At 64.8% G+C, this 21,067-nt stretch carries 21 protein-coding genes; 8 read left to right on the forward strand and 13 right to left on the reverse strand.

Annotated features, from left to right (window positions below; translation table 11 throughout):
• Positions 1 to 3 precede the first annotated feature (3 nt).
• Positions 4 to 336, reverse strand: coding sequence for a 30S ribosomal protein S16 (gene rpsP / locus BcanWU425_RS01740; RefSeq protein ID WP_007598827.1), 333 nt, complete (start codon positions 334 to 336; stop codon positions 4 to 6).
• 86 nt (positions 337 to 422) lie between these two features.
• Positions 423 to 1,970, reverse strand: a complete 1,548-nt coding sequence (ffh, locus tag BcanWU425_RS01745) for a signal recognition particle protein (RefSeq protein ID WP_018459806.1) — start codon at positions 1,968 to 1,970, stop codon at positions 423 to 425.
• 330 nt (positions 1,971 to 2,300) lie between these two features.
• On the opposite strand from ffh, the gene BcanWU425_RS01750 reads away from it, so the two are divergent.
• Positions 2,301 to 3,365 (forward strand): MBL fold metallo-hydrolase, encoded by a 1,065-nt coding sequence (locus BcanWU425_RS01750; protein ID WP_018459807.1) that lies wholly within the window; start codon positions 2,301 to 2,303, stop codon positions 3,363 to 3,365.
• Between the two features lie 88 nt (positions 3,366 to 3,453).
• Here the strand turns inward: BcanWU425_RS01750 and BcanWU425_RS01755 are convergent, their stop codons facing one another.
• Both BcanWU425_RS01755 and BcanWU425_RS01760 read right to left on the reverse strand, forming a co-directional pair.
• A complete protein-coding gene (locus tag BcanWU425_RS01755; protein ID WP_204512870.1) occupies positions 3,454 to 4,173 on the reverse strand; it encodes an SIMPL domain-containing protein in 720 nt (239 codons plus the stop codon).
• A gap of 5 nt (positions 4,174 to 4,178) precedes the next feature.
• Entirely contained in the window at positions 4,179 to 4,952 is a 774-nt protein-coding gene (locus BcanWU425_RS01760; protein ID WP_085354312.1) for a GyrI-like domain-containing protein, read from the reverse strand.
• A gap of 220 nt (positions 4,953 to 5,172) precedes the next feature.
• Between BcanWU425_RS01760 and dapF the strand changes: the two genes are divergently transcribed.
• Both dapF and mtaB read left to right on the forward strand, forming a co-directional pair.
• Positions 5,173 to 6,048, forward strand: a complete 876-nt coding sequence (dapF, locus tag BcanWU425_RS01765; protein WP_204512869.1) for a diaminopimelate epimerase — start codon at positions 5,173 to 5,175, stop codon at positions 6,046 to 6,048.
• A complete protein-coding gene (gene mtaB / locus BcanWU425_RS01770; protein ID WP_204512868.1) occupies positions 6,048 to 7,301 on the forward strand; it encodes a tRNA (N(6)-L-threonylcarbamoyladenosine(37)-C(2))-methylthiotransferase MtaB in 1,254 nt (417 codons plus the stop codon). Before dapF ends, mtaB begins: the two co-directional genes overlap by 1 nt.
• A gap of 162 nt (positions 7,302 to 7,463) precedes the next feature.
• Here mtaB and BcanWU425_RS01775 read toward each other — a convergent pair whose 3' ends face one another.
• Positions 7,464 to 8,573 carry a DUF2336 domain-containing protein gene (locus tag BcanWU425_RS01775; RefSeq protein WP_204512867.1) on the reverse strand — a complete coding sequence of 370 codons (1,110 nt, stop codon included), beginning with the start codon at positions 8,571 to 8,573 and terminating at the stop codon, positions 7,464 to 7,466.
• A gap of 131 nt (positions 8,574 to 8,704) precedes the next feature.
• Positions 8,705 to 9,406 (reverse strand): RluA family pseudouridine synthase, encoded by a 702-nt coding sequence (locus BcanWU425_RS01780; RefSeq protein WP_204512866.1) that lies wholly within the window; start codon positions 9,404 to 9,406, stop codon positions 8,705 to 8,707.
• Between the two features lie 60 nt (positions 9,407 to 9,466).
• Between BcanWU425_RS01780 and ftsY the strand changes: the two genes are divergently transcribed.
• The gene (gene ftsY, locus BcanWU425_RS01785; RefSeq protein ID WP_204512865.1) at positions 9,467 to 10,414 is read left to right on the forward strand and encodes a signal recognition particle-docking protein FtsY; all 948 of its coding nucleotides are present in this window, start codon (positions 9,467 to 9,469) and stop codon (positions 10,412 to 10,414) included.
• A gap of 3 nt (positions 10,415 to 10,417) precedes the next feature.
• Positions 10,418 to 11,020 carry a septation protein A gene (locus BcanWU425_RS01790; RefSeq protein ID WP_007598838.1) on the forward strand — a complete coding sequence of 201 codons (603 nt, stop codon included), beginning with the start codon at positions 10,418 to 10,420 and terminating at the stop codon, positions 11,018 to 11,020.
• Positions 11,021 to 11,208: 188 nt separating this feature from the next.
• Here BcanWU425_RS01790 and BcanWU425_RS01795 read toward each other — a convergent pair whose 3' ends face one another.
• The 5 genes from BcanWU425_RS01795 to ccmA form a co-directional block, all read right to left on the reverse strand.
• Positions 11,209 to 11,805, reverse strand: coding sequence for a DsbE family thiol:disulfide interchange protein (locus BcanWU425_RS01795; protein WP_204512864.1), 597 nt, complete (start codon positions 11,803 to 11,805; stop codon positions 11,209 to 11,211).
• A 24-nt stretch (positions 11,806 to 11,829) separates the two neighbouring features.
• Positions 11,830 to 12,015: a heme exporter protein CcmD gene (gene ccmD / locus BcanWU425_RS01800; protein WP_018459816.1), complete on the reverse strand. Its 186-nt coding sequence runs from the start codon at positions 12,013 to 12,015 to the stop codon at positions 11,830 to 11,832.
• Complete coding sequence (locus BcanWU425_RS01805; protein ID WP_018459817.1) at positions 12,012 to 12,800, reverse strand: heme ABC transporter permease; 789 nt, start codon at positions 12,798 to 12,800, stop codon at positions 12,012 to 12,014. Before BcanWU425_RS01805 ends, ccmD begins: the two co-directional genes overlap by 4 nt.
• Before the next feature lie 76 nt (positions 12,801 to 12,876).
• Complete coding sequence (ccmB, locus tag BcanWU425_RS01810) at positions 12,877 to 13,545, reverse strand: heme exporter protein CcmB (protein WP_204512863.1); 669 nt, start codon at positions 13,543 to 13,545, stop codon at positions 12,877 to 12,879.
• 273 nt (positions 13,546 to 13,818) lie between these two features.
• On the reverse strand, positions 13,819 to 14,421 hold the full coding sequence (gene ccmA, locus BcanWU425_RS01815) for a heme ABC exporter ATP-binding protein CcmA (protein WP_204512862.1): 603 nt from the start codon (positions 14,419 to 14,421) through the stop codon (positions 13,819 to 13,821).
• Between the two features lie 242 nt (positions 14,422 to 14,663).
• Between ccmA and acnA the strand changes: the two genes are divergently transcribed.
• The 3 genes from acnA to BcanWU425_RS01830 all read left to right on the forward strand — a co-directional run bounded on the left by acnA (position 14,664) and on the right by BcanWU425_RS01830 (position 19,356).
• Complete coding sequence (acnA, locus tag BcanWU425_RS01820) at positions 14,664 to 17,384, forward strand: aconitate hydratase AcnA (RefSeq protein WP_018459820.1); 2,721 nt, start codon at positions 14,664 to 14,666, stop codon at positions 17,382 to 17,384.
• A 234-nt stretch (positions 17,385 to 17,618) separates the two neighbouring features.
• Positions 17,619 to 18,395, forward strand: a complete 777-nt coding sequence (locus BcanWU425_RS01825) for a DUF1223 domain-containing protein (RefSeq protein WP_085348698.1) — start codon at positions 17,619 to 17,621, stop codon at positions 18,393 to 18,395.
• 592 nt (positions 18,396 to 18,987) lie between these two features.
• Positions 18,988 to 19,356: a DUF2794 domain-containing protein gene (locus BcanWU425_RS01830; RefSeq protein ID WP_018459822.1), complete on the forward strand. Its 369-nt coding sequence runs from the start codon at positions 18,988 to 18,990 to the stop codon at positions 19,354 to 19,356.
• A 92-nt stretch (positions 19,357 to 19,448) separates the two neighbouring features.
• Here the strand turns inward: BcanWU425_RS01830 and BcanWU425_RS01835 are convergent, their stop codons facing one another.
• The gene (locus tag BcanWU425_RS01835; RefSeq protein WP_018459823.1) at positions 19,449 to 19,979 is read right to left on the reverse strand and encodes a GNAT family N-acetyltransferase; all 531 of its coding nucleotides are present in this window, start codon (positions 19,977 to 19,979) and stop codon (positions 19,449 to 19,451) included.
• A gap of 228 nt (positions 19,980 to 20,207) precedes the next feature.
• A complete protein-coding gene (locus BcanWU425_RS01840) occupies positions 20,208 to 20,999 on the reverse strand; it encodes a Bax inhibitor-1/YccA family protein (protein ID WP_007598855.1) in 792 nt (263 codons plus the stop codon).
• Between the last annotated feature and the right edge of the window lie 68 nt (positions 21,000 to 21,067).

Genomic DNA, 21,067 nt, shown 5'->3' on the forward strand with positions numbered 1-21,067 from the left:
GCCTTAACCCTTCGCGGCGGCTTCGGCCTGCGCCTTGCGCTCCTTGCGCGGCACGGCCTTCTCGGGGTTGTTGCGCACTTCGCGCTTCTTGACGCCGGCGGCGTCGAGGAAGCGCGATACACGGTCCGACGGCTGCGCGCCCTTGGCGAGCCAGGCCTTCACCTTGTCCATGTCGAGCTTCAGCCGGGTCTCGTTGTCCTTCGGCAGCAGCGGGTTGAAATAGCCGAGACGCTCGATGAAGCGGCCATCGCGCGGAAAGCGCGAATCGGCGACGACGACGTGATAGACGGGACGCTTCTTGGTGCCAGCGCGGGCGAGACGGATAACGACGGACATCTAAGTTCTCCTTCAAAGTACGTTTTGTTCGGTTGATTGGTATTCCGCGTTGCGCGAGACCGCTGCGATCTCCCGCGACGAATTCCTCATTTCTTCTTGCCAGGGAAACCGCCGAGACCCGGCAGCATCGGCTTGCCGCTCAGCCCGGTCAGGCCCGGAACGTTCGGCAGACCCTGGCGCAGCCCGGCAGGTAGATCCTTCGGCAGGCTGGGCAGACCCTGTCCGCCGCCACCCTGCATCTTCTCCTGCAGCGCCTTCATCTCTTCCGGCGAAGGCGGCTTCATGCCGCCGCCAAAGCCCATCGCCTGCGCTATGCCCGCGAGCGGACCGCGCTTGCCGGAGCCCATGGCCTTCATCATATCGGCCATGTTCCGGTGCATCTTGAGCAGCTTGTTGACCTGCTCGACGCTCTGGCCGGAACCTGCGGCGATGCGCTTCTTGCGGCTGGCCTTGAGCAAATCGGGATGACGGCGCTCGTCGCGCGTCATCGAATCAATCACCGCGACCTGGCGCTTCAAAATCTTGTCGTCGATGCCGGCGGCCGCGATCTGGTTCTTCATCTTGGCGATGCCGGGCATCATGCCCATCAGGCCGCTGATGCCGCCCATATTGGCCATCTGCAACAGCTGCTCGCGCATGTCGTTGAGGTCGAACTGACCCTTGCGCATGCGCTCGGCGGTGCGCGCGGCCTTTTCGGCATCGATGTTGGCGGCAGCGCGTTCGACCAGCGAGACCACGTCGCCCATGCCGAGGATGCGGCCGGCGATACGATCAGGATGGAAATCCTCCAGCGCATCGGTCTTTTCGCCGGTGCCGAGCAGCTTGATCGGCTTGCCGGTGACCGCGCGCATCGACAGCGCGGCGCCGCCGCGGCCGTCGCCGTCCACGCGCGTCAGCACGATACCGGTGAGGCCGACGCGCTCGTCGAAGGCGCGAGCGAGATTGACGGCGTCCTGGCCGGTGAGGCTGTCCGCCACCAGCAGCACTTCATGCGGATTGGCGGCGGCTTTGATCGCTGCCGCTTCCGCCATCATCTCTTCGTCGAGCGTGGTACGGCCGGCAGTGTCGAGCAGCACGACGTCGTAGCCGCCGAGCTTGCCGGCCTCGAGCGCGCGCTTCGCGATCTGCGCCGGCTGCTGGCCGGCGACGATCGGCAGCGTCGGAATGTCGAGATCGCGGCCCAGGACGGCCAGCTGCTCCATCGCCGCGGGACGGTAGATGTCGAGCGACGCCATCAGCACCTTGCGCTTGTCGCGCTGGACCATGCGACGGGCGAGCTTTGCGGTGGTGGTGGTCTTGCCGGAGCCTTGCAGACCGACCATCATGATCGGCACCGGCGGCACGGAATTGATGTCGATGGTCTGGCTTTCGGCGCCGAGCGTGTTGATCAGCTCGTCATGGACGATCTTGACCACCATCTGGCCTGGCGTCACCGACTTGACGACGGTGGCGCCGATCGCCTGCTCGCGGACCCGCTCGGTGAAGCTGCGCACCACCTCTAACGCGACGTCGGCTTCCAGCAGTGCGCGGCGCACTTCGCGCATCGCGGCGTCGACGTCCTTTTCGGTCAGCGCACCGCGCCCCGTCAGACGATCGAGAATGCCGCCAAGCCGTTCCGACAGATTGTCGAACAATGCCGTTGTCCTTTTTTCACCTCTCCCCGCAAGCGCGGGGCGAGGGAGCAGAAATCCAAACACCTTCACGCCCGAGGGCGCATCGCGCTGTCGGGCGTTGGCCTCTGGCCTCTGGGACCAGTCGGCGGGTCGAAAAGAAAGCCTTTCCGAGAAGTGCCGGGGTTAAACGCCGCTGACGCCCGAAAGTCAAGGAAAGTTAGGGTGGCCGGGGCTGCTTTGGAAGGCAAAGCCTTGAAAAGATGAACTTTCCGGCGGCGGGTTCCTTTTCCGCAGACCCCGCCCATATAGCGGTGATGTCCTCCCCCTCCGACCATCTTTGAAGCCAGTTCCGTGCCGATCACCCGCCGCCGCCTTTTCGGACTGCTCGCCGGTGCCGGCGCATTGGTCGGCGTGCCCTCCCTTTGGATGTCCCGCATGAAAACCTATGACGGCCCGGTCTCCGACCATTTCGACGGCCTGAACTTCTTCGATCCGGACGGCGTGCCGCCGAAATCGCTTCGTGAGGTCCTGCGCTGGCAATTCGGCGGCAAGCGGCAGCGCGCGACTTGGCCGGATTGGGCGCCGAGCCCCCATGCCGACGCCCCGCCCGACCGCGTCCACGGCGACAAGGTGCGGCTCTCTTTCGTCGGCCACGCCAGCTGGCTGATCCAGACCGGCGGCCTCAATATTCTCGTCGATCCCGTCTGGTCGACGCGGGTCTCGCCCGTCAGCTTCGCCGGGCCGAAACGGCACAACGATCCCGGCATTGCGTTCGACAAGCTGCCGAAGATCGATGTCGTGCTGGTCTCGCACGGCCATTACGATCATCTCGACATGGCGACGCTGTCGCGGCTCGCCAAGAATTTTGCGCCGCGTGTGGTGACCCCGCTCGGCAATGACGTCACGATGCGCAGCACCGATGCGACGATCAAGGTGGAAGCGTTCGACTGGCATGATCGCGTCGAGCTCGGCGGCGGTATCGCCGTGACCCTGGTGCCGACCCGGCACTGGTCGGCGCGCGGCATGTTCGATCGCAACAAGGCGCTGTGGGCGAGTTTCGTGCTGGAGACGCCTGCGGGGAAAATCTACGTCGTCTGCGATTCCGGCTACGGCGATGGCGGGCATTTCCGCCGCGTCGCCGAGAGGCACGGGCCGCTCCGCCTGGCGATCCTCCCGATCGGCGCCTATGAGCCGCGCTGGTTCATGCACGACCAGCACATGAACCCGGAAGACGCGGTGAAGGCGCTCGCGGATTGCGGCGCGCAAGCCGCACTCGGGCATCACCACGGCACGTTTCAGCTGACCGATGAAGCAATCGATGCGCCGGCGAAAGCGCTGGTCGAGGCGCTCGATGCCGCGAAGGTTCCGCAGGAAAGATTTGTGGCGATGAAGCCGGGGCAGGTGGTGGAGATCTAGCTTCGCCGTCGCTTCGAACCCGCTGTCGTCCCGGCCTAGTGCGCAATTGCGGCCGGGACGACAATGGAGTCTGTAGCGGCAGCTGCCCCTACTGCTCTTTCGCCTTGATCGCCCAGCTCACATTCACCGTCACCGCTAGCGTTTCCTCGCCCGGCGCGACCGCGGCCTGCGGTACGGCCATGGGAGCTGCGGCCATGCGTCCCTTGAACAGCGGCATCGGGGCGCCGCCTTCGGAGACGCTGAGCGGTGCACCCAGCGTGACGCCGGTCGCCGTGGCGTAGATCTCCGCTTTGCGGCGGGCGTCTGCGACAGCTTTCTCGCGGGCATCGTCGAGCAGTTTCGAGGCCTGCGTAACCTCGAAGGAGATGTTGCCGATATCATTGGCGCCGGCGCCGACCAGCGTGTCGATGATGGCGGCGACCTTGGTCACGTCGCGGATCTTCACGGTGACGCGGTTTGAGGCGCGGAAGCCGACAACGGGCGAGGCGCCGGTGGATTTGTTCTGGCCGTATTGCGGCTGCAGCGAAAGCCGCGAGGTCTGGTAGTCCTTCTCGTCAATGCCTGCACCCTTCAGGGCCAGCAGCACCTTGCCCATCGCGGCGTTGTTGGCGTCGGAGGCTTCCTTCGCAGACTTGGCGTCGTTGGCGACGCCGGCGTCGATCTGCGCCAGATCAGGCGCGGCGGAGATCGTGGCTTCGCCGCTCACCGAAATCGCGGACGGAAAATCGTCGGCGAGCGCAGGCGTTGCCAGCAGCGCGGCGGCAAAGGACGTAACAAGGGAGGTCAAAAGGATGGCAGGCTTTTTCATCGGTCTCACTTCAGCGGCACGAAAACATTGATCACGAGCTTGTCCTCCGCCGTCTTCAGGGGATCGGTGAGGTATTCCTCGATGAAGGTGTCCTTGGCTTCCAGCTTCTTGTCGTCGAGGTGATTGGTGATCGCCTCATAGGTGTTGTCCATGTTGTCGTAGGAGCCGCGATGAACGAATTTCAGCGCCTTGCCCTCCGGCGATTTGCCGACGCTCATGTCCTTGGGCAGGTTCTTCGGGTCCTGATCGACCGGGATCTCGGCAAGGAAGGTGAAGCCGGTATCGTCCGTCGAGGTGTAGACGATCATCGAATTGCCGGCGTGCTTGATGCCCTGCTTGTCCAACAGCGTGTTCAGCGCCTTGAAGGCGTCAATCAGCGTGTCGAAGGCCGAGTCCCAATTGGCAGTGCCCTTGACCATCACGACCTTCTTGGGCTCGAGCGTGGTCTCCTGGCCGAAGGGATCGGCCGTCTGCACGGGAGCCGGCGTCGCGGCCGCAGCGGGCGGCGGGGCGGCGGGGCTGGGTGAGGCACTTGCGGCGGGCGAGGGCGAGGTTGCAGGGGAAGTGGCAGGGCTTGGCGAGGCGCTGGCCGCCGGCGAGGGCGTGGCCACGGGGGCAGCGCTCGCGGCCGGGGCGGGCGAAGCCGACGGGGCCGGCGAGGGGCTAGCTGATGCGGCCGGTGCCGGGCTCGGCGTTTGGGCCAGCGTGGCGGACAGACTAAACGACAAGGCCGCTGCCGGGATCAGCGCGGCCAAAACGAGACGACGAAACCTGAACATTTTTATTCTCCCCAATAGCTTATCCGCCAAGGCCTTACGTCCCCGAAGCCTTAGCCCGGCCGCATGTCCCGGATCGCGCGAATTGCGCCGTTCTAACACGCGAGCGCCGAATTCGTCCCATGACAGATGCGTCATGGCAGCGTCCTGGCTCTTGTCGGCAAATCACTGGCCAAGAGGGCCAAGGATCGCCATATAAGGCAGGCGAAATTCGGGAATTTTCATGAGCGCGCTGGCCAACCACGCATTTGCCAAGATGAACGGCATCGGCAACGAGATCGTCGTTGTCGACATGCGCGATTCCACCTCAAAGGTCACCCCGGACGATGCCCGCGCGGTGGCATCGCCGCGAGGCGGCGTGCCCTACGACCAACTCATGGTGCTGCAGAAGCCGCGCTTCGACGGCACCGAAGCGTTCATCAGCATCTACAACAGTGACGGCTCCGAGGCCGGCGCCTGCGGCAACGGCATGCGCTGCGTCGTGCGGCGCATCTTCGAAAAGACCGGCCAGACCAATGCAACGTTCGAGACGGCCGCGGGCCTGCTCAATGCCTGGCAGGGTCCGGCGCCGGATCTTTATACGGTGGACATGGGCGCGCCGAAGTTCGGCTGGCAGGACATTCCGCTCGACCAGGAATTTCGTGACACCCGCTACATCGAATTGCAGATCGGCCCGATCGACAATCCGGTCCTGCATTCGCCGTCGGTGGTCAGCATGGGCAATCCGCATGCGATCTTCTGGGTCGATGACGTCAACGCCTACGACCTCGAGCGTTTCGGTCCGCTGCTGGAGAACCATCCGATCTTCCCGGAGCGCGCCAACATCACGCTAGCCCATATCGTCGATCCCCAGCACATCACGATCCGCACCTGGGAGCGCGGCGCCGGCCTGACCAGGGCCTGCGGCTCGGCCGCATGTGCCACGGCGGTCGCGGCGGCGCGGCTGAAGCGCGCCGAGCGCAATGTCGAGATCACGCTGCCCGGCGGCAAGCTCGGGATCGAATGGCGCGAGCGCGACGATCACGTGCTGATGACGGGCACGGCGACCTTCGAATATGAAGGCCGTTTCGATCCGGCGCTGTTCGCGCCGGTCGGGTGATGAGCGTCGACATCGTCACCTTCGGATGCCGCCTCAATGCTTTCGAGGCCGAGGTGATCCGCCGCGAGGCCGAGGGCGCGGGCCTTTCAGATGCCATCGTCATCAACAGCTGCGCCGTCACCAACGAAGCGGTGGCGCAGGCGAGGCAGTCGATCCGCAAATTGAAGCGCGAGCGGCCGGGAGCGCGCATCGTCGTCACCGGTTGCGCGGCGCAGACGCAAAGCGGCATGTTCGCCGAGATGGCCGAGGTCGATCGCGTCGTCGGCAATGACGATAAGATGCGGTCGTCCGCATGGCGCGAGGCGCGTGCGGCGTTTGATCTCGGTACGAGCGAAAAAATCGCCGTCAGCGACATCATGGCGGTGAAGGAGATGGCTCCGCATCTCATCGACGGCTTTGCGAGCGGCCTGCCGCGCGTGTTCGTGCAGGTGCAAAACGGCTGCGACCATCGCTGCACTTTCTGCATCATTCCGTTCGGGCGCGGCAATTCGCGCTCGGTGCCGATGGGCGCCGTGGTCGATCAGGTCCGGGCATTGGCCGAGCGCGGCCATGCCGAGATCGTGCTGACCGGCGTCGACCTCACCAGCTACGGCACTGACCTGCCGGGCACGCCAAAACTCGGCATGCTGACGAAGCAGATCTTGCGGCATGTGCCGGAGCTGAGGCGCCTGCGCATCTCCTCTATCGATTCGATCGAGGCGGACAGCGATCTGTTAGATGCCATTGCTGAGGATTCGCGGCTGATGCCGCATCTGCACCTGTCGCTGCAGTCCGGCGACGACATGATCTTGAAGCGCATGAAGCGGCGGCATACGCGCGGCGACGCCATCGCGTTCTGCGACCAGGTCCGCCGGCTGCGGCCGGATATCGCGCTGGGGGCCGACATCATCGCGGGCTTTCCGACCGAGACCGAGGAGATGTTCTCGCGCTCGCTCGATCTGGTCGAGCAATGCGGCCTGACGTTCCTCCACGTCTTCCCCTATTCGCCGCGTCCCGGCACGCCGGCCGCGCGGATGCCACAGGTGGCGGGCGGTGCAATCAAGGAGCGTGCGAAGCGGCTGCGCTCGGCCGGTGAGACCGCGCTCCTGCAGCGGCTGCAAGCCGAGATCGGCGCCACGCGTGAGGTGCTGATCGAGAGCGACGGTCAGGGACGGACGGAGCATTATCTGCCGGTGGCGATTGCGGGCGAGCGTGTGGGCCGCATCGTGCCGCTGCGGATCGCCGGTCGTGATGGCGCGCGGCTGACGGTGTGATGCTTCCTTCCCTTCTCCCCTTGTGGGAGAAGGTGGCGCGAAGCGCCGGATGAGGGGTTGCTTCCGCGTACTCAACTCAATGTGGACTCGCGGAGAGAGACCCCTCACCCGTCTCGCCGCTGCGCGGCGAGCCACCCTCTCCCACAAGGGGAGAGGGAAAAACTACAACGCCCGCACCTGCCAGAACCGCAGCGTCCGCCGCGCATTCTCCGGGGTCATGCGCGCGTAATGGCTTTGAGCCCTTGCGATATCGGCCGGCTTCATCGCGCCGCTCGCAAAGCGGCTTTCGAGCACGGCGGCGGTGGTTTCCCAGCTGAGCTGCGCCGCCTTGCACGGCACCAGCAGGCCGTCCTCGCGCAGGCTTTGCATCAGCGGGCGGATGACTTCGACAGTCGATCCCGACAATGCCGCCAATGCGGCCACCGCTTCTTCATAACGGCGCTGTGTTGCGAAGCCGAGCAGCGTCGCTTCGCTGAGCTGGCCGGTCGCCCTGAGACCTGCGACGGCGCGCTTGGCGCCTTCGAAATCGCGGACACCCGACATCTCGCGCTCGACACCGACGGTGACTGCGGCGATCGCGCTCTGGATCTCCTCGAACAGATGCGGCGGCGCGCGCGACAACAGGCGGGTCCGCACGGCCTCGCTCGCCGAGCGCAGCAATTGACGGCGCAGGTCTGACGGCAAATCGACGCGGACGCCGACGCTGACAGCGAGCTCGGGATCCGCCTCCGCCTGTCCGACGATGACGGCAAATCCGCTTCCGGAGACGCGCGCGCCGGGATTGGCGGCGAGCCGCCGGCTGACGCTGGGATAACGTCGCGCCAGCAATGCATCGGTGACGATCTCCTTCAGCCACCAGCGTCCGGCGACCGCGAGCAGATGCGGCTCGGACTTGGATGATGCGATCTGCACCAGCGCGCCGTCGTCGAGGCGCGCGGATTCCTGCAGCACGGGACCAGCGATGCGGATTTCGTCATTGTTGGCGAGGCGGCGAATGACCGATGGCGGCGCCTGCGCGATCGGCGCGAGCTGCGCGCTGATCTCGGCGAGCGCTACGCGCGCGCCCATGTCGCCGATGGCGCGGAGCTCGATGGTGCCGATCAGGCGATCGAGCACGTCGTCAAACAGTGCGATCTGCTCGTTGTCGAAACTGCCGGCGGATGACAGGAACAGGTCGGTGACGCGGCGGGCGGTTGCCAGGCCCTTTTCCGCCGAGCCTGTCCGAAGCGCGGACTCGACCTCGTCGATGATCGATAACTCGGCCGTGGACATGACGCGCAGCTCGTCCTGAGCAGATTGACGGAAGCTTGTTCTAAGCAACCGCTATCATTAGAGACGAGCACTGAACGTTTCGTAAACTATAGGGAGCGCTTCGCGCTCCTCACCATGAGGGGCTGACAGCACTACTCCCCGTTCCACCCGCAGGCGCGGAGGCGCTCGTGCATGTGGGGTGGGGCCGGCGCCACCACGCGGACCGGCTCCTTGTTGCGGGAGATCGGTACCACGATCTCGCGGGAATGCAGGTGCAGCTTCGGCTCGCCGAAGCGCGGGCCGTTGCCGTAGATGTTATCGCCGAAGATCGGCCAGCCGGTCGCGGACGAATGTACCCGCAATTGATGGGTCCGCCCGGTCACTGGTTCCATGGCGAGCCAGGTCAGGCCGTCGCCCCGGCCCATCACCTTCCAGTTGGTGATGGCCTTCTGGCCCTCGGGATCGGGCTTCTGCCACCAGCCGCGCTCGGCATTGAGCCGGCCGAGGGGCATGTCGATGGTGCCTTCGTCCTCGGTGGGGCCGCCCTCGACGATGGTCCAGTAGGTCTTGCCGATCTTGCCATGCTTGAACAGCAGGCCGAGCGAGGCCGTCGCCTTGCGATGGCGGCCGAGCACCAGGCAACCGGAGGTGTCCTTGTCCAGCCGGTGGGCCAGCACCGGCGGCCGCGGCAGGCCGAAACGAAGCGCCTCAAAGGAGGTTTCCAGATTGGCACCGCCCTTGGGTCCGCGATGCACCGGCAGGCCGGCCGGCTTGTCGATGACCAGCATCAATCCGTCGCGATGGAGCACGCGCGCCAGGATTTCGTCGGCCGTCAATTCGGGAACATCGAGCAATTGCAGGACTTTCGGTCAAGACTTTCGTTTGCGAGCCGGAACGGCTAACACACCGCCACCATGAACGATACCACCCCCGAGACCCCCAAGCTGAGCTGGTGGCGCCGCCTGTCCGACGGGCTGAAGCGCACCTCGTCCTCGCTCGGGACCGCGGTCGCCGACCTCGTCACCAAGCGCAAGCTCGACCGCGCCATGCTCGACGACATCGAGGACGTGCTGCTCCGCGCCGACCTCGGCACCTCCGTCGCGGTGCGGATCGCGGATGCGGTCGGCACCGGGCGCTACGACAAGGCTATCTCAGCGGACGAGGTCAAGGACGTCGTCGCGACCGAGGTCGAGAAGGTACTGGCGGCGGTGGCAAAGCCGCTGGAGATCGACGCTGGCAAGAAGCCGTTCGTTATCCTCGTGGTCGGCGTCAACGGCTCCGGCAAGACCACCACCATTGGGAAACTCTCGCAAAAATTCGCATCCGAAGGCCGCAAGGTGATGCTGGCGGCCGGCGACACCTTTCGCGCAGCGGCGATCGAACAGCTCAAGGTCTGGGGCGAGCGCACCAGGACGCCCGTCATATCAGGTGCGCAAGGTTCGGATTCGGCGAGCCTCGCCTTCAACGCGCTGACGGCCGCGAAGGAGCAGGCCGTCGACGTGCTCCTGATCGACACCGCCGGGCGGCTTCAGAACAAGGCCGAGCTGATGAACGAGCTCGAAAAGGTCGTGCGCGTCATCCGCAAGGTGGACGCGACTGCACCGCATGCGGTGCTGCTTGTGCTGGACGCCACTGTCGGCCAGAACGCGCTGTCGCAGGTCGAGGCCTTCCATCGCACCGCCGGGGTCACCGGTCTCGTGATGACGAAGCTCGACGGCACCGCCCGCGGCGGCATCCTGGTGGCGCTCGCGGAGAAATTCAAACTGCCGGTGCATTTCATCGGCGTCGGCGAAGGCGTCGACGATCTCGCGCCGTTCACCGCGCGTGATTTCGCCCGCGCCATTGCCGGAATCGAAAGCTGAAGAATGGACAAGACCCAGCCGCATCCGCTGTTCAAGCTTGCCACCGAGCTTGGCCCGCTGCTCGTGTTCTTCTTCGTCAATGCGAAGTTCAATCTGTTCGCCGCGACCGGCGCGTTCATGGTCGCGATCGTTGCGGCGATGATCGCCTCCTATGTGGTGACGCGCCACATCCCGATCATGGCGATCGTGACAGGCGTCATCGTGCTGGTGTTCGGCACGCTGACCCTGGTGCTGCATGACGAGACCTTCATCAAGCTCAAGCCGACCATCATCTACGCGTTGTTCGCTGCGATCCTCGGCGGCGGCCTGTTGTTCGGCCGCTCCTTCATTGCCGTCATGTTCGACCAGATGTTCAATTTGACGCCGCAGGGCTGGCGCATCCTGACGCTACGCTGGGCGCTGTTCTTCGCCGGCATGGCGGTGTTGAACGAGATCGTCTGGCGCACCCAGAGCACCGACTTCTGGGTCAACTTCAAGGTGTTCGGCGTCACGCCGATCACCATGATCTTCGCCATCGCCCAGATGCCGCTGACCAAGCGTTATCACCTCGAGCCGGCGTCGCTGGAAGCGAGCGAGGCCGAGGCGGGGGACGTGAGGAAGGGTTGAGCTCTCAACTCATCATTGCTGGTTGCAGCCACACACTCAACTGTCATCGCCCGGCTTGACCGGGCGATCCAGTATTCCAGAGACGGTTGTGAGATACGGAGAGGCCGCGGCGTACTGGATGCCCCGGTCAAGCCGGGGCATGACAGCGGTGTTTGGGGTTGGGTCCTTCGCTCACACTGACGACAGAGCTAGCTCCCCGCCGCCTTCAACGCCTTCTCCATCTGCGGCAACAGCACCGTCCGCAAATTCTCCGGCGTGATCGGTCCCACCAGCTTGTAGACGATGGTGCCTTCGCGACCGACGACAAAGGTCTCCGGCACGCCATAGACGCCCCATTCGATCGAGGCGCGGCCGTTGGCATCGACGCCGACGTGGCCGAACGGGTTGCCGTAGCGCCCCAGGAAGCGCCGCGCATTGTCGGCGGCATCCTTGTAGTTGATGCCGACGAGCTGGAAGCGTTTGTCTTTTGCCAATTCGGTCAGGAGCGGCGCCTCGTCGTGGCACGGCACGCACCAGGACGCCCAGACATTGACGAGGCTGACCTTGCCCTTGAACGCAGCGGGATCAAGGCCGGGGATCTGCGCGTTGTCGGCCTGCAATCCCTCGAGCGGCGGCAGCGTGGTCTGCGGCGCGGGGCGCCCGATCAGCGCGGAAGGGATTCGCGAGGGATCGCCGCTGCCGAGCCGGAACCAGAACAGCAACGCCAAGCCGATGAAGGCGATCAGCGGCAGCACCATCAGGAAGGTGCGGCGCTGCGGCGGAGCGGACGTCGATTGCTCGCTCATGATTGATCTCTCATGCTCGATCTCTCATGGCCGATCCGTCGCGCTACGGCCGGAGCGGCGGGTCACGCCGCTGCGCTCGAGCTCGCGCAGGCGCTGTGTCTGACTCCGATGATCGAGCACGATCCAGCCGATCAGGATCACGACCACAAGGGCCGCCGCGGCATAGGATGTCACGATGAAAGACGCATAGGGACCGAGCGACATGATCATGCAGCCCCAGCTTCTTTTGACGTGCTGCCTTCACGCGAGCCGGTGCCGACTTCTGCAAACGCCACACGGCTCGCCTGCATCATCTGCAGGGACCGCACGCGCCGTCGCAAAATCTCGTTGCGCATCGCAGCCAGATGCAGCGTGACGAACAGCAAGGTAAACGCGACCGCCATCACCAGCAACGGAATCAGGAACGATCTGTCGAGCGACGAGCCGCCCATCCGCATCACCGAGGCCGGCTGGTGCAGCGTGTTCCACCAGTCGACCGAGAACTTGATGATGGGCAGGTTGATGGCGCCGACTAGGGTCAGCACGGCGGCGGCGCGCGCCGCGCGGGAGGGCTCGTCGACCGCGCGCCACAGCGCCATCAGGCCGAGATACATCAGGAACAGGATCAGCACCGAGGTCAGCCGCGCGTCCCATTCCCAATAGGTGCCCCACATCGGCCGGCCCCACAGCGAGCCCGTGAGCAGCGCAAGGAAGGTGAAGCTGGCGCCGATCGGGGCGGCCGCTTTGGCGGCGACGTCGGCAAGCGGATGCCGCCACACCAGCGTGCCGAGCGAGGCAATGCTCATCACGCCCCATACGAACATCGACAGCCAGGCATTAGGCACGTGGATGAACATGATCTTTACCGTCGCGCCCTGCTGATAGTCGTCGGGTGCGGTGGCAGACTGATAGAGCCCGATCGCGAGCAGGATGATGGTCGCGGCCGCAAGCCATGGCAGCAGCCGCGCCGTCAGCGCGAGGAACCGTGTGGGGTTGGCGAGGTCGATCAGCGTCATGGTATCGTGATAATCACAGGTAAGCGCTCACGCAATCAGCACGAAAGTCCGCAGCGAAAGTTGATCGGGGTCAAGGTCAATCCAATCCATGCTTCAGGCTCGCCGCAGCCGCGAACGGGCCGATCACGAGACTGACCAGCGATAGTGCGCACAGGATCGAGAACGGCGCGCCGAACGTCATGGGTCCGACGATCGCCGCCTGTGAGGCCGCGACGCCGAAGATCAGCACCGGTATCGACAGCGGCAGCACCAGGACGGCCATCAGCAAGCCGCCACGATGCAGCGTCACCGCCAGCGCCGCACCGATCATTCCCGTAAACGTCAGCGCCGGGGTGCCAGCGAGCAGTGTCAGCGCCACAGCACCGGTTGCGACCATGTCGAGGTTGAGCAGCAGGCCGAGCACGGGGGTTGCGACGATCAGCGGCAGGCCGGCGGCCAGCCAATGCGCCAGCGCTTTCGACGCGCAGGCGAGTTCCAGCGGGGTCCGGCTCATCGTGATCAGGTCGAGCGAGCCGTCCTCGTGGTCGGCCATGAACAGCCGGTCCAGCGTGAGCAGGCTCGCCAGCAGCGCCCCCAGCCACAGGATGGCGGGTCCGAGCCGCGACAGCAGTGCCAGGTCCGGCCCCACAGCAAACGGCATCAGCACCACCACGGTCAGAAAGAACAGCACGCCAATCAACGCCCCGCCCCCGACGCGGAGCGCGATCCGGATATCCCGGCGGATGAGGGCAGTCAGGGCGGTCATGCCACTGCTCCCAGAGGTGAGGAGGCAGCGTCGGCCGGTTGCCCCGGGCGAGCTGCGCTCCCTCCCCCCTTGTGGGGGAGGGCGGGGGAGGGGGTAGCCCCGAGGAAGATGGTTCTTGGGTGCGGGCCGCTAGCAACGGAGCGCCCGCCTGCCGAACGCGAGAACCGAGAGAGTGCGCCGTGTGGCACCCCCCTCCCTGACCCTCCCCCACAAGGGGGGAGGGAACGGAGAGGGCGGAGTTCGGCCGCTTGGAAACCTGAGGGTCGACCCGAATCACGCCGCACCCCCGATCCGCAGCTCCCGCGAATCGATCCCGAGCGGGGCATGGGTGGCGGCGACGATCAGGCCGCCGCGGGCCAAGTGCCCGCGCATCAATCCGGAAAACATGTCCTGTCCCGCGACATCGAGCGCCGTGGTCGGCTCGTCCAACAGCCAGACGGGGCGGCGGACGGTGAGCAGGCGGGCCAGCGACAGCCGGCGGCGCTGGCCGGCGGACAGGAAGGCGGCGGGCAGATCGGCGGCATGGTCGAGCCCGACGGTCGCGAGTCCCTTGCCGGTGTCGAAACGCTCGCCGCCGAGAAAATCGGCCCAGAACGTCAGATTCTCCGCCACGCTCAGGGCTGGCTTCAGGGCGTCGCGATGACCCAGATAGTGGCATTGCTCCGGCAACGTCAGCTCGGCGTCACCCCCGTCCAGCGCGATCGTGCCGCCCGCCGGAATGAGCAGGCCCGCGATCAGCCGCAGCAGCGAGGTCTTGCCCGATCCGTTGCGGCCGACGACCGCCACGGCTTCGCCGGAGCCGGCCTCGAAATCGAGCCCGGAAAACACCTCGCGCTCGCCCCGCACGCAACTGACCCCGCGTCCGGAAAGCTGCATCTTGCCTCGTATCGATCCGCTCAAAGCCGGGCCTCAGGAAAACTTGGGGTAGCGTATGGGAATTTTTGGCTCGCGGATTGCCGCGGCACGATTGTGGCTGTGGCGGCGCGGTTAGAAAGCTTCTATAAGCCCGGAACTACTTGATGCAGCAACTCAACCTGCCCCTGCAAGTGACTCAGCCTGCCTACGCCGACGGTGTTAAAATACCCTGCCGGGTATAACTGACAATTGGGATTTCCTACATGACCTCGCTCGACAGCTTCAAATGCAAAAAGACCCTCAAGGTCGGCGCCAAGACCTATGTCTATTACAGCCTGCCCACGGCCGAGAAGAATGGTCTGAAGGGAATTTCGAAACTCCCCTACTCGATGAAGGTTTTGCTCGAGAACCTGCTCCGCAACGAGGACGGCCGCTCGGTCAAGAAGGAAGACATCGTCGCGGTGTCGAAGTGGCTGCGCAAGAAGTCGCTGGAGCATGAGATCGCCTTCCGCCCCGCGCGCGTGCTGATGCAGGACTTCACCGGCGTGCCCGCCGTGGTCGATCTCGCCGCGATGCGCAACGCGATGCAGAAGCTCGGGGGCGACGCCGAGAAGATCAATCCGCTGGTGCCGGTCGATCTCGTCATCGACCACTCCGTGATCGTGAACTTCTTCGGGGACAACAAGGCCTTCGGCAAGAACGTCACCGAGGAATACAAGCAGAACCAGGAGCGCTACGAGTTCCTGAAATGGGGCCAGAAGGCGTTCTCGAACTTCTCCGTCGTGCCGCCCGGCACCGGCATCTGCCACCAGGTCAATCTCGAATATCTCTCCCAGACGGTGTGGACCAAGAAGGAGAAGATGACGGTCGGCAAGAAGACCGGCACCTTCGAGGTCGCGTATCCCGACTCGCTGGTTGGCACCGATTCCCACACCACCATGGTCAACGGCCTTGCCGTGCTCGGCTGGGGTGTCGGCGGCATCGAGGCGGAAGCCTGCATGCTCGGCCAGCCGCTGTCGATGCTGCTGCCCAACGTCGTCGGCTTCAAGCTGAAGGGCGCGATGAAGGAAGGCGTCACCGCGACCGACCTCGTGCTGACGGTGACGCAGATGCTGCGCAAGCTCGGCGTCGTCGGCAAGTTCGTGGAGTTCTTCGGCCCCGGCCTCGACCATCTCTCGGTCGCAGACAAGGCAACCATCGCCAACATGGCGCCCGAATATGGCGCGACCTGCGGCTTCTTCCCGGTCGATGCCGCCGCACTGGATTATCTCAAGACCTCCGGCCGCGCCTCGGCGCGCGTCGCGCTGGTGCAGGCCTATGCGAAGGCGCAAGGGCTGTTCCGTACCGCCAAGTCGCCCGATCCGGTGTTCACGGAAACGCTGACGCTCGACCTCGGTGATGTCGTGCCCTCGATGGCCGGCCCGAAGCGCCCCGAAGGCCGCATTGCGCTGCCGTCCGTGGCCGAGGGCTTTTCGCTCGCGCTCGCCAGCGAATACAAGAAGGCCGAGGAGCCGGGGAAGCGCTTCGCCGTCGACGGCAAGAACTTCGACATCGGCCATGGCGACGTCGTGATCGCCGCGATCACCTCCTGCACCAACACCTCGAACCCGAGCGTGCTGATCGGCGCCGGTCTTCTGGCGCGCAACGCCGCCGCGAAGGGCCTCAAGGCAAAGCCGTGGGTGAAGACCTCGCTCGCCCCGGGCAGCCAGGTGGTGGCGGCCTATCTCGCCGATTCCGGTCTCCAGGCCGATCTCGACAAGGTCGGCTTCAACCTGGTCGGTTTCGGCTGCACCACCTGCATCGGTAATTCCGGTCCGCTGCCCGAGGAGATCTCGAAGTCGATCAACGACAACGGCATCGTCGCGGCTGCGGTGCTCTCCGGCAATCGCAACTTCGAAGGCCGCGTCTCGCCGGACGTGCAGGCGAACTATCTGGCTTCGCCGCCGCTCGTGGTCGCCCACGCGCTCGCGGGCACCGTCACCAAGAACCTCGCCGTCGAGCCGCTCGGTGAAGGCAAGGACGGCAAGCCGGTTTACCTCAAGGACATCTGGCCGACGACCAAGGAGATCAACGCCTTCATGAAGAAGTTCGTGACCGCGTCGATCTTCAAGAAGAAGTATGCCGACGTGTTCAAGGGCGACACCAACTGGCGCAAGATCAAGACGGTCGAGAGCGAAACCTATCGCTGGAACATGAGTTCGACCTATGTGCAGAACCCGCCCTATTTCGAAGGCATGAAGAAGGAGCCGGAGCCGGTCACCGACATCGTCGAGGCCCGCATCCTCGCCATGTTCGGCGACAAGATCACCACCGACCACATCTCGCCGGCCGGTTCGATCAAGCTCACCTCGCCCGCCGGCAAATATCTCAGCGAGCACCAGGTGCGTCCGGCCGACTTCAACCAGTACGGCACGCGGCGCGGCAACCACGAAGTCATGATGCGCGGCACCTTCGCCAATATCCGCATCAAGAACTTCATGCTGAAGGGCGCCGACGGCAATATTCCGGAAGGCGGTCTCACCAAGCACTGGCCCGACGGCGAGCAGATGTCGATCTACGATGCCGCGATGAAATACCAGCAGGAGCAGGTGCCGCTGGTGGTGTTCGCCGGCGCCGAATACGGCAACGGCTCCTCGCGCGACTGGGCCGCGAAGGGCACCCGTCTGCTCGGCGTGCGCGCCGTGATCTGCCAGAGCTTCGAGCGCATCCACCGCTCCAATTTGGTCGGTATGGGCGTGCTGCCCCTGACCTTCGAGGACGGCACCTCCTGGTCGTCGCTCGGTCTGAAGGGCGACGAGAAGGTCACGCTGCGCGGCCTCGTTGGCGACCTCAAGCCGCGCCAGAAGCTGACCGCGGAGATTGTCTCCGGCGACGGTTCGCTGCAGCGCGTTTCGCTGCTCTGCCGCATCGATACGCTGGACGAACTCGAATACTACCGCAACGGCGGCATCCTGCACTACGTGCTACGCAAGCTCGCGGCGTAAGCGCGGATTTGTGAACGGTGGCTCACTGCGAAGTGAGTAGTAGGTTACACGAAGGCGGCCTATCACAAGGCCGCCTTCACGCGTTTGCGGCAGGCTTCAGATGGGCCCGCCCGGCACAGAACCTCCCCTTGTACGGTTCTTGGACGGACAACAAATGTGTGAGGCCCGTAAGATTACGGTGACCATCCGGCGGTAAGATTTCCCTCTCACGAGCAATGGTGTGCGGCGTTCGACATGACAACAATGACGGCTTCTCATCTGGTTTCACGCTGGTCCGGTGCCCTCTGGTCGGGAGCTCTTGGTCTCTGTGCAATCGTCGCCGTCATCCGCCCTGCCGAGGCTGATCCTCGCGCCGTTGTCGAATTGTTTACCTCGCAGGGCTGCTCCTCCTGCCCGCCGGCCGACAAGATCATCGGCGACCTCGCCCGCGATCCCTCGATCATCGCGCTGAGCATGCCGATCGACTATTGGGACTATCTCGGCTGGAAGGACACATTGGCCGATTCGCGCTTCTCTGCACGGCAGCGTGCCTATTCGCGCATGCGCGGCGACCGCGAAGTCTACACGCCGCAGGTCGTGGTCAACGGCTCCACGCATGTCGTCGGCAGCGACCGCACCGGCATCGAAAGCGCCATCGGCAAAACCGAGACGGGCACTGGTGTGATGAGCGTGCCGGTGACGATGTCGCTCGCGGGCAAGCAGATCAACGTCTCGGTGGCCGCGAGCAAGGAGCCGACGGCGTCCCACGGCGAGGTCTGGATCTGCTCGATTGCGAAGTCGGTGCCGATCGCGATCAGCCGCGGCGAAAATCGCGGACAGCAAGTGATCTATCACAACGTGGTGCGCAACCTGCTGAAGGTCGGCGACTGGACCGGCCGCCCGGAAAGCTGGACGGTGCCGATCGAGAACCTCACGCGTGACGGCGTCGACGGTGCCGTGGTCTATGTCCAGGACGGCAGCCGGGAGAGACCGGGCCCGATGCTGGGCGCGGCGTACACGTCGCTGCACTGACGCGCACTTCGAATCGTCCGACTCAAGCACACTCTCAATCCTCATGGTGAGGAGGCGCGTCAGCGCCGTCTCGAACCATGCAGGCCCTGCTGAGGCAGCTCGGCCTCGATCCTTCGAGACGCCGCTTCGCGGCTCCTCAGGATGAGGGGAAAGGGTTTTTGCTGAGATGCTGAGATATCCGTCGAGGCAGAAACATCCCGACCCAAACAAATCGACTCAAACAAAAAAGGACCAACTCGCGTTGGCCCTCCTTGTCGTGCGAACAGACCCGATCCTGACGGCCCCGGGGGGCTGGGGGCTGAGGAATCCGGAACCGAAAGGACCGGGTCAACGCACATAGGTCTTTTCGCAACGCAGGGCGGCAGTCGCTTGGCGGAAAAGCGGCGACACTATGATTCCTGCTAACGATCCCGTGACGGTTTGCCGCGACAGAGTTCCACCGCTGCGTGTGGGCGGATTGGCTCCGATTCCAAGGTCCTTCTAAGGGCCCTTGCGGTGGGGAACAGTTGGCGCGATCATGCAACCGTCATGATCCGCGGTCGAGGGACGGTCTTCGCGGACGCGGTCATGCTGATGCGACAGGAGGCGGCCTATGAGTCTGTCGGAGGACACCGATCCGAGCGAACAGCGTGCGGCAGCGCGCCCCGCCGCTTCGAATGCGCAACTGAGCCGCGTGACGTTCAACCGGCTCGAGCTGCACCGTATTCTCAATCTCTACGGCCGGATGGTTGCCGAAGGCGAGTGGCGCGACTATGCCATCGACTTCCTCAGGGATCGCGCTGTGTTCTCGGTCTTTCGCCGCGCCTCGGAAGTGCCGATCTATCGTATCGAGAAGGATCCGCGCCTCGCGCGCAAGCAGGGCATGTACAGCGTGATCTCGGCGACGGGCTTGATCCTGCGCCGCGGCCACGAACTGGAGCGCGTGCTCCTGGTGATCGATCGCAAATTGGCGGTGGTGTAGCAGGGATCCAGTAGCCCGGGCGAGCGTAGCGACATCCGGGTCTTTGCTTGCAGCGTTCCCGGGTATCGCTTCGCTCACCCGGGCTACGGGCCTTACTTCCCCGGCACGCTCTTGGCGCCCTCGCCGAGGCTCCGCTGCATCATTACCGTGTCCAGCCAGCGGCCGAATTTCAGCCCGACGCTGGGATGCGTGCCGATCATTTTGAAGCCGGCCCTGGTGTGCACGCCGATCGAGCCGGCATTGGTGGAATCCCCGATTACCGCGATCATCTGACGGAAGCCGCGTGCCTCGCATTCGACGATCAGCCGCTCCAGCAGGAGCGCCCCGATGCCGCGGCGGTGGAAGGATGGATCGAGATAGATCGAGTTCTCGACCGTGAAGCGGTAGGCCGGGCGGGGCCGGTAGGCACCGGCATAGGCGTAGCCGGCGACGCGCCCGTCGAGGATGGCGACGAAATAGGGGTAGCCGCCATCGATCAGCGTGCGGTAGCGGCGCGTCATCTCGGCAAGGTCGGGCGGCTCCAGCTCGAACGTCGCGGTGCCCTCGCGGACAGCCTGCCGATAGATGGCCGTGATGGCGGGGAGGTCGGCCTCGGTGGTGGGCCTGATATCGGGTGCGGACATGCCGCAAGATTAGAGCCTTCCCGGGGCGGCTGGAAGAGGCAACCGTGCTTCCTCATACTCCGTCCTTGCGAGGAGCCCTTGCGACGAAGCAATCCAGAAATGCACCAGCGGAGGGACTCTGGATTGCTTCGCTGCGCTCGCAATGACGGTGGGTGTTGAGAGGCTCGCCCCAAACAAAAACCCCGGCCTCTCGGCCGGGGGTTGCTGTCGTCCACTCTGGGCTGGCGCTTAGTCGCGCTGGCCGAGGAGCTGCAGGAGCAGCGTGAACAAGTTGATGAAGTTCAGGTACAGCGACAGCGCGCCGGTGATGGCCGCACGCTCTGCGATGTCACCGCCGGCCGAAGCGTAACCGTAGATGTAGTCGTTCTTCAGCCGCTGGGTATCCCAGGCGGTGAGGCCCGCGAACACCAGCACGCCGACCACCGACACGACGAACTGCAGCACCGAGCTCGCCAGGAACAGGTTCACCAGGCTCGCGATGACGATGCCGATCAGGCCCATGAACAGGAACGAACCCATTCCGCTCATGTCACGCTTGGTGGTGTAACCGTAGAGGCTGAGCGCGCCGAAAGTCGCCGCGGTGATGAAGAACACCCGGACGATCGAGGTGTGCGTGAACACCAGGAAGATCGAGGACAGCGAGACGCCCATCAGTGCCGCGAACACCCAGAACAGGATCTGGGCGGTCGAAGGAGCGAGCCGGTTGATGCCTGCCGAGATCACGAACACCATGGCGAGCGGCGCGAGCATGAACAGCCACTTCAGGGGGCTGACGAACATCGCGTAGCCGAACGGCGTCAGGAACAGCTTGCCGACCCGCACGGCTTCCGGGGTCGGAACGTCCGTCACGGCGGCCATGTAGACGCCGAGGGCGGCAAGGCCGGTGATGGCCAGGCCGATGCTCATGTAGTTGTAGATGCGCAGCATGTAGGCGCGCAGGCCGGCATCGACCGTCGCGGCGTCAACACGCCCGGCGGCCCTGCCGAAAGGAGAAGCGTAATTGCGGTCTAGGTCCGACATGGTCGAATTCCCGTTGGTTGGTCCGGTCCGGCATGAGGGTCGCCATGCCGCCGGTTCGTCAAATTCTA

This window comes from Bradyrhizobium sp. WU425 (assembly GCF_021052305.1).
GTDB lineage: Bacteria > Pseudomonadota > Alphaproteobacteria > Rhizobiales > Xanthobacteraceae > Bradyrhizobium > Bradyrhizobium canariense_D.

Bases quoted from the DNA above. Each gene is read 5' to 3' on its own strand.
- acnA (WP_018459820.1), top strand. From the start codon at position 14,664: ATGACCTCGCTCGACAGCTTCAAATGCAAAAAGACCCTCAAGGTCGGC.
- BcanWU425_RS01805 (WP_018459817.1), bottom strand. From the start codon at position 12,800: ATGACGCTGATCGACCTCGCCAACCCCACACGGTTCCTCGCGCTGACG.
- dapF (WP_204512869.1), top strand. From the start codon at position 5,173: ATGAGCGCGCTGGCCAACCACGCATTTGCCAAGATGAACGGCATCGGC.
- BcanWU425_RS01835 (WP_018459823.1), bottom strand. From the start codon at position 19,979: ATGTCCGCACCCGATATCAGGCCCACCACCGAGGCCGACCTCCCCGCC.
- ccmA (WP_204512862.1), bottom strand. From the start codon at position 14,421: ATGCAGCTTTCCGGACGCGGGGTCAGTTGCGTGCGGGGCGAGCGCGAG.
- BcanWU425_RS01775 (WP_204512867.1), bottom strand. From the start codon at position 8,573: ATGTCCACGGCCGAGTTATCGATCATCGACGAGGTCGAGTCCGCGCTT.
- ccmB (WP_204512863.1), bottom strand. From the start codon at position 13,545: ATGACCGCCCTGACTGCCCTCATCCGCCGGGATATCCGGATCGCGCTC.
- BcanWU425_RS01790 (WP_007598838.1), top strand. From the start codon at position 10,418: ATGGACAAGACCCAGCCGCATCCGCTGTTCAAGCTTGCCACCGAGCTT.
- BcanWU425_RS01825 (WP_085348698.1), top strand. From the start codon at position 17,619: ATGACAACAATGACGGCTTCTCATCTGGTTTCACGCTGGTCCGGTGCC.
- BcanWU425_RS01840 (WP_007598855.1), bottom strand. From the start codon at position 20,999: ATGTCGGACCTAGACCGCAATTACGCTTCTCCTTTCGGCAGGGCCGCC.
- BcanWU425_RS01795 (WP_204512864.1), bottom strand. From the start codon at position 11,805: ATGAGCGAGCAATCGACGTCCGCTCCGCCGCAGCGCCGCACCTTCCTG.
- rpsP (WP_007598827.1), bottom strand. From the start codon at position 336: ATGTCCGTCGTTATCCGTCTCGCCCGCGCTGGCACCAAGAAGCGTCCC.
- ccmD (WP_018459816.1), bottom strand. From the start codon at position 12,015: ATGATCATGTCGCTCGGTCCCTATGCGTCTTTCATCGTGACATCCTAT.
- mtaB (WP_204512868.1), top strand. From the start codon at position 6,048: ATGAGCGTCGACATCGTCACCTTCGGATGCCGCCTCAATGCTTTCGAG.
- BcanWU425_RS01760 (WP_085354312.1), bottom strand. From the start codon at position 4,952: ATGTTCAGGTTTCGTCGTCTCGTTTTGGCCGCGCTGATCCCGGCAGCG.
- ftsY (WP_204512865.1), top strand. From the start codon at position 9,467: ATGAACGATACCACCCCCGAGACCCCCAAGCTGAGCTGGTGGCGCCGC.
- BcanWU425_RS01755 (WP_204512870.1), bottom strand. From the start codon at position 4,173: ATGAAAAAGCCTGCCATCCTTTTGACCTCCCTTGTTACGTCCTTTGCC.
- BcanWU425_RS01830 (WP_018459822.1), top strand. From the start codon at position 18,988: ATGAGTCTGTCGGAGGACACCGATCCGAGCGAACAGCGTGCGGCAGCG.